14 protein-coding genes are annotated in these 16150 nt (G+C 67.6%); 3 read left to right on the forward strand and 11 right to left on the reverse strand.

Annotated elements, in window-relative coordinates; genetic code table 11:
• Positions 1 to 96: 96 nt before the first annotated feature.
• The 6 genes from K4G53_RS02305 to tdh form a co-directional block, all read right to left on the reverse strand.
• Entirely contained in the window at positions 97 to 876 is a 780-nt protein-coding gene (locus tag K4G53_RS02305; RefSeq protein WP_221383878.1) for a CPBP family intramembrane glutamic endopeptidase, read from the reverse strand.
• A 137-nt stretch (positions 877 to 1013) separates the two neighbouring features.
• Positions 1014 to 1802 (reverse strand): DeoR/GlpR family DNA-binding transcription regulator, encoded by a 789-nt coding sequence (locus tag K4G53_RS02310; RefSeq protein WP_221383879.1) that lies wholly within the window; start codon positions 1800 to 1802, stop codon positions 1014 to 1016.
• Between the two features lie 100 nt (positions 1803 to 1902).
• Positions 1903 to 3114, reverse strand: coding sequence for an imidazolonepropionase (gene hutI, locus K4G53_RS02315; RefSeq protein WP_221383880.1), 1212 nt, complete (start codon positions 3112 to 3114; stop codon positions 1903 to 1905).
• An 11-nt stretch (positions 3115 to 3125) separates the two neighbouring features.
• Entirely contained in the window at positions 3126 to 4271 is a 1146-nt protein-coding gene (locus tag K4G53_RS02320) for an FAD-binding oxidoreductase (protein ID WP_221383881.1), read from the reverse strand.
• A 55-nt stretch (positions 4272 to 4326) separates the two neighbouring features.
• Positions 4327 to 5523: a glycine C-acetyltransferase gene (locus K4G53_RS02325; protein WP_221383882.1), complete on the reverse strand. Its 1197-nt coding sequence runs from the start codon at positions 5521 to 5523 to the stop codon at positions 4327 to 4329.
• A 9-nt stretch (positions 5524 to 5532) separates the two neighbouring features.
• Positions 5533 to 6579, reverse strand: a complete 1047-nt coding sequence (tdh, locus tag K4G53_RS02330) for an L-threonine 3-dehydrogenase (protein ID WP_221383883.1) — start codon at positions 6577 to 6579, stop codon at positions 5533 to 5535.
• Positions 6580 to 6720: 141 nt separating this feature from the next.
• Between tdh and K4G53_RS02335 the strand changes: the two genes are divergently transcribed.
• Positions 6721 to 7632 carry a LysR family transcriptional regulator gene (locus K4G53_RS02335; protein ID WP_221383884.1) on the forward strand — a complete coding sequence of 304 codons (912 nt, stop codon included), beginning with the start codon at positions 6721 to 6723 and terminating at the stop codon, positions 7630 to 7632.
• 57 nt (positions 7633 to 7689) lie between these two features.
• Here the strand turns inward: K4G53_RS02335 and K4G53_RS02340 are convergent, their stop codons facing one another.
• The 5 genes from K4G53_RS02340 to K4G53_RS02360 form a co-directional block, all read right to left on the reverse strand.
• Positions 7690 to 8265, reverse strand: a complete 576-nt coding sequence (locus tag K4G53_RS02340) for a DUF5666 domain-containing protein (RefSeq protein WP_221383885.1) — start codon at positions 8263 to 8265, stop codon at positions 7690 to 7692.
• A 191-nt stretch (positions 8266 to 8456) separates the two neighbouring features.
• Positions 8457 to 9965, reverse strand: a complete 1509-nt coding sequence (gene gatB, locus K4G53_RS02345) for an Asp-tRNA(Asn)/Glu-tRNA(Gln) amidotransferase subunit GatB (protein WP_221383886.1) — start codon at positions 9963 to 9965, stop codon at positions 8457 to 8459.
• Positions 9965 to 11548 carry an Asp-tRNA(Asn)/Glu-tRNA(Gln) amidotransferase subunit GatA gene (gene gatA, locus K4G53_RS02350; RefSeq protein ID WP_221383887.1) on the reverse strand — a complete coding sequence of 528 codons (1584 nt, stop codon included), beginning with the start codon at positions 11546 to 11548 and terminating at the stop codon, positions 9965 to 9967. The genes gatB and gatA overlap by 1 nt, the downstream gene beginning before the upstream one ends.
• Positions 11549 to 11550: 2 nt before the next feature.
• Positions 11551 to 11847 (reverse strand): Asp-tRNA(Asn)/Glu-tRNA(Gln) amidotransferase subunit GatC, encoded by a 297-nt coding sequence (gatC, locus tag K4G53_RS02355; protein WP_108598482.1) that lies wholly within the window; start codon positions 11845 to 11847, stop codon positions 11551 to 11553.
• 147 nt (positions 11848 to 11994) lie between these two features.
• Positions 11995 to 13476 (reverse strand): CitMHS family transporter, encoded by a 1482-nt coding sequence (locus K4G53_RS02360; protein WP_221383888.1) that lies wholly within the window; start codon positions 13474 to 13476, stop codon positions 11995 to 11997.
• 230 nt (positions 13477 to 13706) lie between these two features.
• Between K4G53_RS02360 and K4G53_RS02365 the strand changes: the two genes are divergently transcribed.
• Together K4G53_RS02365 and K4G53_RS02370 are read left to right on the forward strand one after the other, a co-directional pair.
• Positions 13707 to 15479 (forward strand): sensor histidine kinase, encoded by a 1773-nt coding sequence (locus tag K4G53_RS02365; RefSeq protein ID WP_221383889.1) that lies wholly within the window; start codon positions 13707 to 13709, stop codon positions 15477 to 15479.
• On the forward strand, positions 15472 to 16134 hold the full coding sequence (locus K4G53_RS02370) for a response regulator (RefSeq protein WP_221383890.1): 663 nt from the start codon (positions 15472 to 15474) through the stop codon (positions 16132 to 16134). The genes K4G53_RS02365 and K4G53_RS02370 overlap by 8 nt, the downstream gene beginning before the upstream one ends.
• The last annotated feature ends 16 nt before the right edge of the window (positions 16135 to 16150 follow it).

Raw genomic sequence — 16150 nt, forward strand, 5'->3', positions numbered from 1 at the left:
ATTCCGGGGCTCGAATGACGCGCGACGCCCAAAGCCTTGCTTGGGTGAGGACGTACACGAGGCCGGCGGCAGGAAATTCGCAGCCGTCGACTCGCATTACCCGAGCCCCACGGCCTTGCCAAAGAGGCTGAACCCGACGAAGGCCACGATGTCCAGCAGGGCGTGGGCGATGACCAGTGGCATGACACGTTTGGTGCGGGTGTAGATCCAGGCGAAGACGACCCCCATGACTGCGTTGCCGATGAAGGGCCCGAAGCCCTGGTACAGGTGGTAGCTTCCGCGGAGCAGCGAGCTCACGGCGATGGCCAGCGGCGTGCTCCAGCCGAACTTCCCGAAACGGTCCAGGAGGTAGCCCACCACAATTACCTCCTCCACGATGCCGTGCCGGATGGCGGACAGGATCAGGACTGGGACGGTCCACCAGTAGGCATCCAGGCCGCTGGGGATGATGGCGGTGGTGATTCCCAGCGCGCGGCCGGCGGCGTACAGCCCCAAAGATGGGATGCCGATCAGCGCTGCCAGCCCCAGCCCCTGCAGAACATCCTTCCCGGGCCGTGCAAAGTTGAAACCAAGTTTCCGGAAAGCAGAGCCCGGGTTACCGGCATCGCCCGGAGCAACCTGGCGATGGTCCGTGAGGAAGTAGAGCACCAGCATGACGGGCACCAGGGCGAAAACGATGTCCAGCAGCTGGTAGGTCAGGTCGAAGTACTCCCGTGTGCTTTGCGACCGGTTCAGCGTGGACGTGCCCTGGGCCAGCGGCGCCCGGGTCATCTTGTCCAGTAACTGCACCACGGAATAAACGGCGGACTGCCCCAGGGACAGGCCCAGGACAATCCAGACTTCGAGCCGAATGCGACGGCGGGCGGGAACCAGCATGTTCCCATCTTGCCTGCAGTTTCTGGATCCGGCCTGATGGAACTGCCCACCGGTCAAACTGCCCGCCTGGTGCAACTGAGCGCCTGCAGGAACTGAGCGCCTGGTGCAACTGCGGGCAGCAGCGGACGCCGCCGGAATCAGACCGGGGCGACAATCACCTCCGTGCCATTGGCCTCGAAGGCCGCCTTGTCGCGCGGTGAAATGCCGGAGTCGGTGATCAGCCGCGTGAAGTTGTAGCCGTCCATGGTGGCGAAGGCCCGGACGCCCACTTTGGAGGAATCGGCGATGACATAGGAGATCCGGGCACGGCTTGCCAGCAGGGCGTTGACGGAGGCCTCCCCTTCCCCTGTGTTGGTGGGGCCCACCTCGGGATCGATGCCGTTCACCCCGATGAACGCGATATCCAGCACCACCTTTTGCATGATGATGTCGGTATACGGGCCTACCAGTTCATAGGACCGCGGGTTGAGGATCCCGCCAGTCACCATGACCTTGATGTTGGGCCGCACCGCCAACTGCCCGGCGATGTTGATGGCATTGGTGACCACCGTAAGGGTGGGCTGGTTGGAGGGCGCGTTGAGGTCTTCACGGGTGGCGAGGATCTGCGCGAGCGCGGTGCTGGTGGTGCCCCCACAGAGGCCGATGACAGCGCCCGGCTTGATCAGTGCCGAGGCGCACTGGGCGATCTGTTCCTTCGCTTCGGCGTGGTCATCCCTGTTGTAACGGCCAGGAAGGTCGTAGGCCAAGGCTCCGGTGGTTGCCCCGCCGCGGGTGCGGGTGAGCAGGCGGCGTTTGGCGAGGCTGTCGAGGTCGCGGCGGGCAGTGGCGGGCGAGACGTTGAGGGTGCTGACAATCTCGTCCACTTCCACCTGGCCGGTCCTGGCCAGCAGGTCGAGAATCGCCGTGAGCCGGTCGGTGCGGGTCATGCAAGGAGGCCTTTCGATAGTCCAGCCACCGCTTCCGATGACGCTTGATGATTATAACTCAATGAAAATAATCAAGAAACGTCAAAACAAGCCGCGGCTGTTATCGCGCCCTGGCTCCTGCCCGCCACACAGCGTACGTCAACGGCATCCCCGGGCGGTAAGCGAGATGGGTGGCAGAGGGCGCGTTCAGCAGGTGGAGATCGGCCCGGTGTCCCACGGCGATGGACCCCACTGCGCGTTCACCGTCGGCGTCCCGGCCGGCCTCTTTATGGAGCGCGAGTGCGCCGCCGTAGGTCGCCGCCCGGACGGCCTCGTGCACGCTCAGGTTCATTTGCAGTACCGCGGTGGTGACGCAGAAGGCCATGGAGCTGGTGTAGGACGTTCCCGGGTTGCAGTTGGAGGCCAGCGCCACCTGCACGCCCGCGTCCAGCAGGGCACGGGCGGGTGCCAGCGGCTGGCGGATGGAGAGGTCGCAGGCGGGAAGGACTGTGGCCACGGTCCCCCGCTCCCCGGCTCCGGTTGCCGGATCCCACCCCGACCAGGATCCGGCCAGGGCTTTGACATCCTGCGCGGCAAGGTAGTTGACGTGGTCAACGCTCGCGGCGCCCAGCTCCACGGCCAACTGCACGCCGGCGCCCTCCCCGAGCTGGTTGCCGTGCACCCGCAGGCCCAGCCCGGCGTCCCGGCACGCGAGGAGCACCCGACGGGACTGCTCGGCGGTGAAGGCGCCTTCCTCGCAGAAGACGTCGGCCCACTGGACGTATGGGCGGACGGCGGCGAGCATGGGTCCGCACACCAGGTCGGTGTAGTCATCGGCGTCCTGCCCGGCGGGAACCAGGTGGGCGCCGAGGAAGGTGACCTGGTCTGCAACCGTGGAGCCGATGCGGGCGCTCCGGGCCTCATGGTCCACGTCCAGGCCGTAGCCGGTTTTGGTTTCCAGATAGGTCGTACCCTGCGAGACAGCCTCGGCCACCCTGCCCAACGCCAACCGCGTGAGGTCGAAATCCGCCGTCGCCCGGGTGGCGTTCATGGTCACCGCGATACCGCCGGCCGAATAGGACTCCCCTGCCATCCGCGCCTCGAACTCCGCCGTCCGGTCACCGGCGAAAAGCAGATGGGTATGGGAGTCCACCCAACCGGGGAGCATGGCCCTCCCCCCGGCGTCGACGGCGTCATCCGCGGCGGGTGCGTCGGCTGCGGCACCGATCCACGAGATGCGTTCCCCTTCGATCACCACCGCTGCATCCTTCAGGACCCGATGCTCCAGGTCCTGCGTCATCAGCTCAGCGATATTCGTGATCAGGGTGCTCATGGAACCATTCTTCAACGCCGGATCGACCAGCGGGTGGCGGCCAGGGCCTGCGCTGTCCGGGATTCCGGACCCGCGGAGTCCGGACCAGCCATGACCGGCCCGGCGGAACCCGGGCCGCCTGAGGCTCCCTGGGCGGCCAGGATCTGCTCCGCGGCAAGCTCGGCGATGGCCGAGGACGTCTGGAACCCGTAACCGCCCTGCCCCGCGAGCCAGTAGAAGCCGGGGGCCTCGGCGTCGAACCCTGCCACCGGCACGCCGTCCGCAGCCTCCGTGCGCAAGCCGGTCCAGGCGCGGCGGATCCCGGTGATCCCCAGGCGCGTCACCGAATTCAGCCGTTCCACCAAACGCTCAACATCCCCCGGCCGGGGCCGGGCATCCTCCGGGCCGCTGGGTTCGGTTTCCGACGGTGAAATCAGCACGTCCGGTCCCTCGGGGCGGAAGTAGAAGGAGTTGTCCGCCGCGGCCACCATCGGACTGGACAGCGGGAGGGAATGCCCGACGGCGGCAATCGCCGCAGTGCGCCGGTACGGCTGCAGTCCCAGCTTCTCCACGCCGCTGAGCACCGCGAGTTCGTCCGCCCAGGCACCGGCGGCGTTAACCAGGACACCCGCCTCGAAACCCTCAGCACCCGCCCCCACCTGCCACCCGGAACCCAGCCGCTTCGCTGAGTGGACCCGGGCCCCGGTGATGATGTCCGCGCCGGCGGAGGCCGCCCGCTCCCGGTGGTCCTCCAGCAGCAAGGGCGCGTTACAGCCGAACGAGCCGGTGTCCAGCCCCGCCGCCTCGAAGGTGCCCGGCAGCAGCGCCGGGCACAACTCGACCGCCCGCTCCACGGTGATCGGCTGCATGTGGCCGCTGGCCTCCGCTGCTACATCTGCCGCTGAGCCGACGAGCATGAAGCTGCGCGGCACCAGGACAGGCCCGGGCAGCTCCTTGTCCCGGGCGGCGATCAGTTCAAGCGTCCGCATGGTGAGTTCCTGCACCACCGGCGGCCCGTAGCTGGGAATCAGCTGGCGGGCAGAACGGGAAGACGTGTGGTACGCCAGCTCCTGTTCAGCCTCCACCAACGCAACGCTGCAGCGGCCGGCAAGGGCGGACGCCAGGGACAGGCCGGCAATGCCGCCGCCCACAATCAGGACATCGTAATGAGCTGCCATCGGTCCATCCTGACAGAGTTTCGGCCTGCTGGAACCTGTCTCCTGAAAAGCCCTCTCAGCCTTCCATATCGGCACGGCTGGCGACGAAGGCACCCACGCACGCTTCGACGTCGTCCGCTGAATGCGCGGCCGAAAGCTGCACCCGGATCCGCGCGGCACCCCGCGGAACCACCGGGAAGCTGAAGGCCGTGACGAAGACGCCGTGCTGCAGCATCCGGTCGGCGATCCTGGCGGCCACGACGGCGTCGCCGAACATGACGGGAACAATGGCGTGCTCGCCGGGCAGGAGGTCGAAGCCCTCCTCCGTCATCCGGCGGCGGAACAGCGCCGCGTTCTCGAAGAGCCGGCTCCGCAGGTAGGCCGAGTTCTCCACCAGGTCCAGCGCCTTGAGGGTTGCGGCGACGATGGCGGGGGCCACCGAGTTCGAGAAGAGGTACGGCCGCGCCTTCTGCCGGAGCATGGCGACAATCTCGCTGCGGCCGGACACATACCCGCCGGACGCACCGCCCAGGGCTTTGCCGAAGGTTCCGGTGTAGATGTCCACCCGGTCCGACACGCCGGCGTGTTCCGGAGTACCCGCACCGGTGGCACCCATGAAGCCCACGGCGTGGGAGTCGTCCACCATCACCAGTGCCCCGTACTTCTCGGCGAGGTCGCAGATGGCTTCCAGCGGGGCCAGGAAGCCGTCCATGGAAAACACACCGTCGGTGACGATGATCTTCCGGCGCGCGTCCTGCGCTTCCTGCAGGCGCGCCTCCAGCTCTGCCATGTCCTGGTTGGCGTACCGGTACCGGCGGGCCTTGCACAGGCGGATGCCGTCGATGATGGACGCATGGTTGAGGGCGTCGGAAATGACGGCGTCTTCCGCGCCGAACAGGGACTCGAAGACGCCGCCGTTGGCGTCGAAGCAGCTGGAGAACAGGATGGTGTCCTCGGTGCCCAGGAACTTCGACACCCTCGCTTCCAGTTCCAGGTGCAGGTCCTGCGTGCCACAGATGAACCGGACACTGGCCATGCCGAAGCCGCGCTCATCCAGGGCGGCCTTGGCGGCGCTGATCATGTCCGGATGGTCCGCCAGGCCCAGGTAGTTGTTGGCGCAGAAGTTCAGCACGTCAGCGCCCGGGGACCCGATCCGGCCAGCTGTGATGTGGCTGGACTGCGGCGAGGTAATAGTGCGTTCGGTCTTGTAGAGCCCCGCGGTGCGGATGTCGTCCAGCTCTTCGCGCAGCTGGTCCTTGAGGGAGGTGTACATGGTGGTTCCTTACAGTCGGGTCCAGTCGAGGACAACTTTGCAGCCTCCGCCGCTGCGGGCGATATCGAAGCCCTTCTCCCACTCCGTGGCCGGAAGGGTGTCGGTGACCACGGCGGAGATTCCGGCGTGCAGCACGGGGTTGGAGGAGAGCATGGCGCTCATGGCGTACCAGGTTTCGTACATTTCCCGGCCGTAGATGCCCTTGAGCGTGAGCATGTGCGTGACCACCTTGCCCCAGTCGATGGTGATCTCCTGGCTGGGCAGCCCGAGCATGGCGATCCGCCCGCCGTGGTTCATGTTGTCGATCATTTCAGGCAGGGCCGTGGGGTGGCCGGACATTTCCATTCCGACGTCGAAGCCCTCCCGCATGCCAAGCTCACGCTGGGCGTCGCGCACCCGGGTAGTGGAGACATCGATGGCCAGGTCGGCGCCAAGCTGCCGCGCCAGTTCCAGGCGGGGCCGGGAGACATCCGTGATGGCGATCTTGCGCGCGCCTGCGTGCCGGGCCACCGCGATGGCCATCAGGCCGATGGGACCCGCGCCGGTGATCAGCACGTCCTCGCCGACAAGCGGAAAGCTCAGGGCTGTGTGGGTAGCATTGCCGAAAGGATCGAAGATCGCGCCAAGCTCGGGTGTGACGGAAGGGTCGTGGTGGACCCAGACATTGGTTTCGGGGATTACCACGTACTCGGCGAAGGCGCCGTCGCGCTGGACTCCGACGCTGACAGTGTGGATGCACATCTGCCGGCGGCCCGCGCGGCAGTTCCGGCAGATGCCGCAGACGATGTGGCCTTCGCCGGAGACCCTGTCGCCCACCTTGACGTCGCGGACCTCCCAGCCGACTTCCACCACTTCGCCGTAGAACTCATGCCCTGCGATGAGGGGAGCTTCGATCATTCCCTGCGCCCAGGAGTCCCAGGACTGGATGTGCAGGTCCGTGCCGCAGATGCCGGTGGTCATCACGCGGATCTTGACGTCCGCCGGGCCGGCCTCGGGCTCGGGCCGATCCACCATCTCGAAGCCGGCCTGCGGGCCGGGCTTGTACAGGGCCTTCATTGGCTTCCTTACTTCTTGTGCTGCGCTTTTTCTGCTTCGGCAGGGATGTTGTCCTCCTCATTAGAGCCCCACGAATCCGTTAGCACAACAGGAATCTTCTCAATCAACGATGTAGAAATTACTTACGCATAGACTGGGGTAATGGAGATTCACCAGCTCGAAATCCTGCGGGAACTGGGTGCGCTGGGCAGCGTGAAGGCCGTGGCCGATACCCTCATGGTCACGCCATCGGCGGTCTCGCAGCAACTGGCCCACCTGCAGCGCACCGTCGAGGTGCCGCTGACGCGCAAGGAGGGCCGGAACCTGGTCCTCACGGAGGCCGGCCAGGTGCTTGCGGACGCCGGCGCCGCCGTCGTCAGCGCCATGGCCGAGGCCCGCAGCGCATTGGGCACCTATCACGGGTCGCAGGCGGGGAGGGTGACGGTCAGCGGCTTCCACAGCGCGGGGCAGGCCCTGTTCGCGCCGCTGGCACGGATGCTGGACCGGCCCGGGCACCCGCGGATCGAACTGTCCGACGAGGACGTTGCCCAGCAGGACTTCCCCGCCCTGACGGCCCGGTATGACCTGGTGCTGGCCCACCGCATGGACCACAGCCCGCGCTGGCCCGCCGAACGCGTGGCCGTGATCCCCCTGGCGCACGAACCGCTGGACGTGGCTCTGCCCGCGGCGCACCAGCTGGCCGGCAAGGACACCGTAACGGCGGACGACGTCGGCGGCGAGGCGTGGGTGACCAGCCACCCCGGCTACTCCCCCGCCGATGTCCTGGCCGCCATCGCAGCCGTCTCCAGCAGGGAGCCGAACATAGTCCACCGGATCAACGACTACTCCACCGTCGCGGCCCTCGTGGCCACGGGCGGCGTGGTGGGCCTGCTGCCCCGGTACACCGCGGGGCCCGTCCTCAACCCGGACATCGTTTTGCGGCCGTTGGAAGGCATCAGCACCCGCCGCCGGATCGACCTGCTGGCCAGGCCTGAGAACCTGAAGCGGAGGTCCGTCGTCATGGTCTGTGAGGCGTTGGAGGACATCATGGCCGGGCTCGTCGACCAAGGCTGACCCAACCGAGTAGCGCCAGGTGTCGTTGTGGACGTTCACAACGACACTTGCCGCTACCTACTTGTTGTGGCCCTTGCCGAGGCCGTGTCCGTGTCCACGGCCCAGCCCAAGGCCCGGGCCGCCGCCGGAGCCCTTGACGATCCTCTTGGCCGTAGCCTTATCGCCGTCCTTGGCGCCAGCAACGCGCACGGTGTCCCCTGCGGCGATGTCGGCGATGGTTCCTTCCGTGGGCCTAAGCCGCCGGCCGTCGTCGGCGGTTGGAACCTGGAGGACTTTGGTGTCGCCGTTGACGGTGTACGTCTGGGAATATCCGTCCTCGCTCTTGACGGTGATGGCCGTGTCGCTGACGGATTCCACGGTGCCGCGCTGTTCCAGGACGGTCTGAAAGGTGCCGTCGGGGTTCTTCACCACGCCTTCGCCATGCAGGGGCTGCGGCCGCTGCGCCTTACGTTCCTGTTTGTCCTGCTGGCCCGGCGCAGTGTCCCTTCCCGGTGGGGACTGTGACGGCGACGGCGATGGAGGCGGTGTTCCGGTGGCGGACCAGGCCAGTGCAGCCCCCGTCCCGGTCAGGGCCAGGGCCACCGCCCCGGCCAGCACCGCCTTGCGCATCCCCAAAGGTTCCCTGGCCGCCATCGCTGTTCCTCCCGCCCAATACCGGGGCACCAAAGCCCGGGTGAGCTCCAGTGTAGGTCCGGCGGGGCACGCCCAGCCACGGGTACTTTTGGGCAGCCGAAGCCGAGTACCTTAAAGCCCAACTGGGTCGCAGTTGAGGTCGTTATGAGGGTTCAAAACGACATCTGCTGCGACCCAGTTGGGTGGGGTTGCTAGACGGTGACGCCGAGCTTCTCCAGGATCAGTTCGCGCACCCTGCCGGCGTCGGCCTGGCCGCGGGTGGCCTTCATGACCCCGCCCACGATCGCGCCGATGGCCTGGACCTTGCCGCCGCGGATCTTGTCCGCCACGTCGGGCTGGGCGGCGAGTGCCGCGTCGATGGCTTCCAGGAGGGGCCCGTCATCGGACACGACGGCGAGGCCGCGCTTTTCGACGATCTCCTCCGGAGTGCCTTCACCGGCGAGCACGCCGTCCAGCACCTGGGACGCCATCTTGTTGTTGATCTTGCCGGCTTCCACCATGCCGGCCAGTTCCACGATGGTGGCCGGCTGCACGCCGAGCTGGCCGGGGTCCACGTCGGCGGCCTTGGCACGGCCCACGATCTCGCCCATCCACCACTTGCGCGCTACTGAAGCTGAGGCGCCGGCAGCGATGGTTTCCTCGATCTCGTCCAGGACGCCGGCATTGACCACGTCGCGGAATTCCAGGTCGGAGTAGCCCCAGTCGGCCTTCAGTCGCTTGCGGCGCTCCGCCGGCGGCTCGGGCAGGGCGGCGCGGAGTTCCTCCACCCATTCGCGCGACGGCACCACGGGAACCAGGTCAGGTTCCGGGAAGTAGCGGTAGTCGTCGGCGTCGGACTTGGCACGGCCGGAGGTGGTGGTACGGGTGTCCTCGTGCCAGTGGCGGGTTTCCTGGACCACGGGCTCCCCTGCTTCCAGGACGGCGGCGTGGCGCTGGATCTCGTAGCGGACGGCGTGTTCAACGGCGCGCAGGGAGTTCACGTTCTTCGTCTCCGAGCGGATGCCAAAGCGTTCACGGCCGTGCGGGCGGAGCGAGACGTTGGCGTCGCAGCGGACGTTGCCGCGTTCCATCTTTGCGTCGGACACACCGAGGTTCTTCACGATCTCGCGGACGGCAGCCACGTACGCCTTGGCCAGTTCCGGAGCCCGGGAACCGGCGCCCTCGATGGGCTTGGTGACGATTTCCACCAGCGGCACACCGGCACGGTTGTAGTCCACCAGCGAGAAGTCGGCGCCCTGGATCCGGCCGGTGGCGCCACCCATGTGGGTCAGCTTGCCGGCGTCCTCCTCCATGTGGGCGCGCTCGATCTCCACCCGGAAGACGGTACCGTCGGACAGTTCGATATCCAGGTACCCGTCGTACGCGATGGGTTCGTCGTACTGGGACGTCTGGAAGTTCTTGGGGGTGTCCGGGTAGAAGTAGTTCTTCCGGGCAAAGCGGCAGGACTCGGCGATCTTGCAGTTCAGCGCCAGGCCGATCTTGATCGAGGACTCGATCGCGGCCTTGTTCACCACCGGCAGGACGCCCGGCATGCCGAGGTCCACCTCGTTGACGTTGGTGTTGGGCTCGTCGCCGAACACGTTGGGCGCGGAGGAGAACATCTTGGTCTTGGTGTTGAGCTCCACGTGGACCTCGAACCCCAGGACGGGATCGTACTTCTCCATGGCCTCTTCGAAGCTCAGGATGTGGTCAGTGCTCATTATTTTGCCTCCTGGGTTTCGAGGGGCGCCGAAGCGGCAAGGTCGGGGGCCTGGGCCAGCAGCGGCCCGCCCCACTTGGCCTCAAGCAGCGATTCAAGGACGGCGCCCACGCGGTACAGGCGGGCGTCTTCCCGGGCCGGGGCGAGCAGCTGGATGCCGACGGGCAACCCGTCCTCGTCCGCCAGCCCGCCGGGCAGGGACAGGCCGGGTACGCCGGCCAGGTTCGCGGGAATGGTCGCGACGTCGTTGAGGTACATCGCCAGGGGGTCGTCCAGCTTCTCGCCGAGCCGGAAAGCCGTGGTGGGGGCGGTCGGCGAGATCAGCACGTCGGCCACCGTGAACGCGGCGTCGAAGTCGCGCTGGACCAGGGTGCGCACCTTCTGGGCGGAGCCGTAGTAGGCGTCGTAGTAGCCGGCGGACAGGGCGTACGTGCCCAGGATGATGCGGCGCTTGACCTCGTCACCGAAGCCGGCGGCGCGGGTGGCACCCATGACGCGTTCAATCGTCATGGGCCCGTCCTCGGGGAGGACGCGCAGTCCGTACCGGACGCCGTCGAACTTGGCGAGGTTGGAGGACGCCTCGGACGGCATGATCAGGTAGTAGGCGCCCAGGGCGTACTGGAAGTTGGGGCAGGAAACCTCGACGATTTCCGCGCCGGCTTCCTTGAGCAGCTCCAGGGCGTCGTTGAACCGGTTTTCGACGCCGGCCTGGTAGCCCTCGCCGTGCAGTTCCTTGATGATGCCGATCCGCAGGCCCTCGACGTTGCCGGTCCTGGCGGCGGCCACGAGGTCGGCCAGTGGTTCGGGCAGGGAAGTGGAGTCGCGGGGATCATGCCCGCCGATGACCTGGTGCAGCAGTGCGGAGTCCAGCACGGTCCGGGTGACCGGGCCGATCTGGTCCAGCGAGGACGCCATGGCGATCGCGCCGTAGCGGGAGATGCTGCCGTAGGTGGGCTTGACGCCCACGGTCCCGGTGACCGCGCCCGGCTGGCGGATGGATCCGCCGGTGTCCGTGCCCAGGGCCAGGGGTGCCTCGAAAGCGGCAACAGCAGCGGCCGAGCCGCCGCCGGAGCCGCCGGGGATCCGGTCCAGGTCCCACGGGTTGCGGGTGGGGCCGTAGGCGGAGTGCTCGGTGGAGGAGCCCATGGCGAACTCGTCCAGGTTGGTCTTGCCGAGGATGGGCATCTTCGCCGCGCGCAGGCGCTCCACGACCGTCGCGTCGTAGGGGCTGTGCCAGCCCTCGAGGATCTTGGAGCCGGCCGTGGTGGGCTGTCCGATGGTGACAATGAGGTCCTTGACGGCGATGGGGACACCGGCCAGGACATGGAGGGCTTCGGCCTCGGCACCCCCGGCAGCGCGGATGGCGTCCACTTCGGCAGCAACGGCGAGCGCTTCCTCGGCGTTAACGTGCAGGAACGCGTTAACGCCGCGCTCACCGCCATCCACCTGGGCGATCCGGTCAAGGTAGGCCTGGGTGGCCTGGACGGAGGTGACCTCGCCGGCGGCAAGCTTCTCGGCCAGCTGCGCGGCGGACAGGCGGATCAGTTCGTCGGCCCTAAGGCCCGTGGGGTTCTGTTCAGTCATGGTTATGCCTCATCCAGGATTGCCGGGACCTTGAATCGGTTGTCATCGGAATCCGGCGCGCCGGAGAGTGCCTGTTCCGCCGTGAAGGTGTGTCCCACCACGTCCTCGCGGAAGACGTTGCTGAGCGGGATGGGGTGGGAGGTGGCCGGGACGTCGTCCCCGGCGGCCTCGCTGACGGACTTGACCGAATCGACGATGACGGCGAGTTCGCCGGCCATCCTGTCCAGCTCTTCGGCACTCATCTCGATGTGGGCGAGCCGCGCGAGATGCGCCACGTCGTCCCGGTTGATCGCAGCCATGGATCTCCCCTGCAAAGTTCGAATTGTTTTCCGATCCAGTCTAGTGGGGAAACGCAGATGCCCGTCTGACGGCCCCCAGCGGGCGTCAGACGGGCACCTTCGATGCCTGGTCCTGCCGCGGGGACAGGGAGCGCAGGCAGCTACAGACTAACCGATACCGATGGCTCCGGTCAGCATGCCGACGCCCAACATGACGAGGGAAATGACGGCGGTGCGCCACAGCACCTTCTTGTGGTGGTCGCCGAGGTCCACCTTGGCCAGCGAGACCAGCAGCAGGATGGCCGGAACCAGGGGGCTCTGCAGGTGGAACGGCTGGCCGGTGATGGAGGCGCGGGCCATGTCCGCGGCACTGACGCCGTAGTGGGCGGCGGTCTCGCTCAGGACCGGCAGGACGCCGAAGTAGAAGGCGTCGTTGCTCATGAAGAACGTCATGGGGATGCTCAGGACGCCGGTGATGACGGCCATGAACGGGCCCATGGACGACGGGATGATCTGGACCAGCCATGCGGACATTGCTTCGACCATGCCGGTGCCCTTGAGCACGCCGGTGAGGACCGCGGCGGCCATGACCATGCTGACCACGGCCACGATGGACGGTGCGTGGGCCAGCAGCTGGGTGCCCTGGTCCTTGACCTTGGGGAAGTTGACCAGCAGGGCGACGGCGGCGCCCACCATGAACACGAACGGCAGCGGGATGACGTTGGCCACGAGCACCACCATCACGGCGACGGTCAGGGCCAGGTTGAACCAGAACAGCTTGGGCCGCAGGGTGCTGCGGTTGGGGTCCAGGGCAGTGTCCGCCATGGCCGAGTCGCTCTCGTCCACCAGGATTTCGGTGCGCTCCAGTACTGCCACGCCGGCGCCGCCGGCCGGGGAGGCACCGCGTCCGGAGGCACCACCGGGCGTGCCGCCATTGCGTCCTGTTCCAGAATCCCGGATTGCGGAGGCACCTGCGGAGGTACCGCCGTCGAACTCTTCGGCAGTGTCCGGGACGCCCCAGATTTCCGGGGCGGTGCTCCGGAGCCGGTTGCGCTCCTGCAGGCCCAGCAGCCAGGCGAAGGCGAAGACGACGGCCAGGCCGGCCACCAGGGACGGGATCATGGGCACGAAGACGTCGTTGACGTCGATCTTCAGGGCGGTGGCGGCGCGGGCCGTGGGACCGCCCCAGGGCAGGATGTTCATGGTGCCGTTGGCCAGGCCGGCCACGCAGGTGAGGACCACGGGGCTCATCTTGAGCCGGAGGTAGACCGGAAGCATGGCGGCGGTGGTGAGGATGAACGTGGTGGATCCGTCACCGTCCAGCGACACGGCGGCCGCCAGGATGGCGGTACCCAGGACAACCTTGGCGGGGTCGTTGCCCAGCTTGCGGAGGATGAACTTCACCAGCGGGTCGAACAGTCCGACGTCGATCATCAGGCCGAAGTAGATGATGGCGAACATCAGCAGGGCCGCGGTGGACGTCATGGACTTCATCGAGTCCATCACCATGTCGCCGATGCCAAGGCCGGCCCCGGCGAAAAGGCCAAAAACAGTAGGGACGATGATCAACGCCAGCACTGGCGTCAACTTCTTCGTCATGATCAGCACCATGAATACCGCGATCATGGCGAATCCAAGTATTACCAGCACAGCCGGCTCCTTCTTGTGAACGGCACCACAGCGTTGTGATGCGTGCTACAGACTGTAGGGTGGCGTCCGTCACGGCAGCGCCTTTGGCTCAATTGATTGGCATACTGCTTATTGGGAGCATTTTGCTCATTGTGCTCACCGGGTTTTTCGCGCTTTTCGTACCGTAACGGCACCCTTGGAGCGCACCACAAGTGCACACCAGCCCGTCCCACACCCATCAAGGAGGATGAATGCAGCGATCCGTGTCCCGGCAGCCGCTGCGGTTCTCCACCCAGACGCTCCTGTTGCAGCTGTCGGTGGTGCTGCTGGTGGTGTTGCTCAGCGCCGCCGTGCACGCCTGGCTCACCTATGACCGGGTGGGCAGCGACGCGGAGAACCAGGCCCTGACCCTGGCCCGGACCGTGGCCTCCGACCCGGAGGTCCGGGCCAACGTGCAGGGCATCAGCGCACAGCCCGGCACTCCCCCGGCGTCCGCGCTGCTGGCCGGCCCGCTCCAGGCCTCCGCCGAGGCAGCGCGGACCAGGACCGGAGCGTTGTTCGTGGTGATCACCGATGAAACCGGGATCCGGCTGGCACACCCGGACCCCCAGCGGCTCGGCGAGAAGGTCAGCACGGACCCGTCGGAGGCGCTCTCCGGGCAGGAAGTCACCACCCGGAACACCGGCACGCTGGGCCCCTCCGCCGGGGCGAAGGTTCCGGTGTACGCGCCCGGCACCACCACGGTGGTGGGCGAGGTGAGCGTGGGCTATTCGATGGAGACGGTGGGCCAGACCGTGGCCCGCGACATTGGTCCGGTGGCCCTGACGGCCGCCGGCGCGCTGCTGGCCGGGGTGCTGGGGTCCTTCCTGCTGCGCCGCCGCCTCCAGCGGCTCACGCTTGGGTTGGAGCCGGAGGAGATCAGCACGCTGGTGCACGACCAGGTGGCCGTGCTGCAGGGCGTGGACGACGGCGTGATCGGCGTCAGTGCCGACGGCCGGGTGAGCGTCTTCAACGCAGCGGCGCAGCGGCTGCTGGGCCTGCCCGACCTGTCGGGCACGCCGTGGGAAGAGGCTCCCGTACCGGAGCAGCTGAAGGCCCTGACCCGGCCCGGCTCCGCACGTCAAGGCTCGGGGGGTCAAGAGGCCGGCACTTCTCCAGGTGCCGAAGCCCTGGAGCTTGTGGCGGGCGGCCGGGTGCTGGTGGCGAATGCCCGCAAGGCACTGCACCGCCGCGAGGACCTGGGCTGGGTGGTCATGCTCCGGGACCGCACGGAACTGCAGCAGCTCACCCGGCAGCTCGATGCGGTGGGAACCATGTCCACCGCGCTGCGCGCCCAGCGGCACGAGTTCGCCAACCAGCTGCACACCCTCGCCGGGTTCCTGGGCATAGGGCAGCACCAGGAGGCACGCGACTACCTTGCCCGGCTCGCCGCCACCGGACCGCTGAAGTTCCCGGTGGACCAGGCCGAGCTGCTCCAGGACCCGTACCTGCAGGCCTTCGTCGGCGCCAAGGGCGTGGAGGCGGACGAGCGCGGCGTGGCCCTGCGCATCGGGCCCGAAACCCTGGTCCGCGGGCACGTCACCGAAGCCCAGGACGTGACCACGGTGCTGGGCAACCTGATCGACAACGCCGTCAACGCCGCCGTCGCGGGGTCCTCGACCGACCGCTGGGTTGAGCTTGAGGTGCTGGATGAGCCCGGCGACGACGGCGGGACGCTGCACGTGGTGGTTGCGGACTCGGGTGATGGCCTGGCCGAGGGAACTGATCCGGAGGGCGTGTTTGCCGAAGGGTTCACCACTTCGTCCGGCGCGCTTTCCAGGAACACCCGTGCCGGCGGCGGGCAGGGCTTCGGACTGGCCCTGGCGCGCCAGCTGGCCCGCCGCCGCGGCGGGGATGTCAAGGTTCTGGAGCGCGGGAGCAGGGGCGGTCCGGGAGCGGTGTTCATGGCCACCCTCCCGCACACGACGGCGGGAAACCCCGCCGCCAAGATCTTGGGGGAAGGCGGAAAGGATGGGAATGGCTGAGGATTTTCGGGTCCTGATCGTGGACGACGACTTCCACGTGGCGAAACTTCACGCGGCGTATGTTGACTCGGTGGCGGGCTTCCTGGCCCTGGCCCCGGTCGGCTCGGCGTCCCTGGCACTGCAGGCCATCCATAGCCTGCGCCCGGACCTGGTGCTGCTCGACGTGTACCTGCCGGACGCGTCCGGCCTGGACCTGCTGCAGCAACTGGACGTGGACACGATCATCCTCAGCGCGGCCTCCGACGCCGCGTCGGTCCGGGCGGCTTTCCGCCGCGGCGCCCTGGGCTACCTGCTGAAGCCCTTCACCGCGGAGTCGCTGTCGCAGCAGCTGCGCTCCTACACCCGGTACCGGCGCCTCCTGGGCCAGCCGGGTGCGCTGGACCAGGAGGCGGTGGAACGGGCGAAACGTTCGCTGATCCCGGGCGATGTCACGCCGTCGTCAAAACCCCGTTCTGCAACGGAAGCGGCGGTGCTGGAGTCCCTGGCCCCCGGCGAGCAGTATTCAGCGGCCGAGGTGGCCGCCCGCGTGGGCGTCTCCCGGGCAACCGCGCAGCGCTACCTGTCTTCACTGGCGGACGACGGCGCGGTGGACATCCAGCTGCGCTACGGAACCACGGGCAGGCCGGAGCACCGCTACGGCCTGGCGGGCAAGTAGGACGAACGGGTCACAA

The organism is Arthrobacter sp. MAHUQ-56, assembly GCF_019710585.1.
GTDB lineage: Bacteria > Actinomycetota > Actinomycetes > Actinomycetales > Micrococcaceae > Arthrobacter.

Bases quoted from the DNA above. Each gene is read 5' to 3' on its own strand.
- K4G53_RS02305 (WP_221383878.1), bottom strand. From the start codon at position 876: ATGCTGGTTCCCGCCCGCCGTCGCATTCGGCTCGAAGTCTGGATTGTC.
- K4G53_RS02310 (WP_221383879.1), bottom strand. From the start codon at position 1,802: ATGACCCGCACCGACCGGCTCACGGCGATTCTCGACCTGCTGGCCAGG.
- hutI (WP_221383880.1), bottom strand. From the start codon at position 3,114: ATGAGCACCCTGATCACGAATATCGCTGAGCTGATGACGCAGGACCTG.
- K4G53_RS02320 (WP_221383881.1), bottom strand. From the start codon at position 4,271: ATGGCAGCTCATTACGATGTCCTGATTGTGGGCGGCGGCATTGCCGGC.
- K4G53_RS02325 (WP_221383882.1), bottom strand. From the start codon at position 5,523: ATGTACACCTCCCTCAAGGACCAGCTGCGCGAAGAGCTGGACGACATC.
- tdh (WP_221383883.1), bottom strand. From the start codon at position 6,579: ATGAAGGCCCTGTACAAGCCCGGCCCGCAGGCCGGCTTCGAGATGGTG.
- K4G53_RS02335 (WP_221383884.1), top strand. From the start codon at position 6,721: ATGGAGATTCACCAGCTCGAAATCCTGCGGGAACTGGGTGCGCTGGGC.
- K4G53_RS02340 (WP_221383885.1), bottom strand. From the start codon at position 8,265: ATGGCGGCCAGGGAACCTTTGGGGATGCGCAAGGCGGTGCTGGCCGGG.
- gatB (WP_221383886.1), bottom strand. From the start codon at position 9,965: ATGAGCACTGACCACATCCTGAGCTTCGAAGAGGCCATGGAGAAGTAC.
- gatA (WP_221383887.1), bottom strand. From the start codon at position 11,548: ATGACTGAACAGAACCCCACGGGCCTTAGGGCCGACGAACTGATCCGC.
- gatC (WP_108598482.1), bottom strand. From the start codon at position 11,847: ATGGCTGCGATCAACCGGGACGACGTGGCGCATCTCGCGCGGCTCGCC.
- K4G53_RS02365 (WP_221383889.1), top strand. From the start codon at position 13,707: ATGCAGCGATCCGTGTCCCGGCAGCCGCTGCGGTTCTCCACCCAGACG.
- K4G53_RS02370 (WP_221383890.1), top strand. From the start codon at position 15,472: ATGGCTGAGGATTTTCGGGTCCTGATCGTGGACGACGACTTCCACGTG.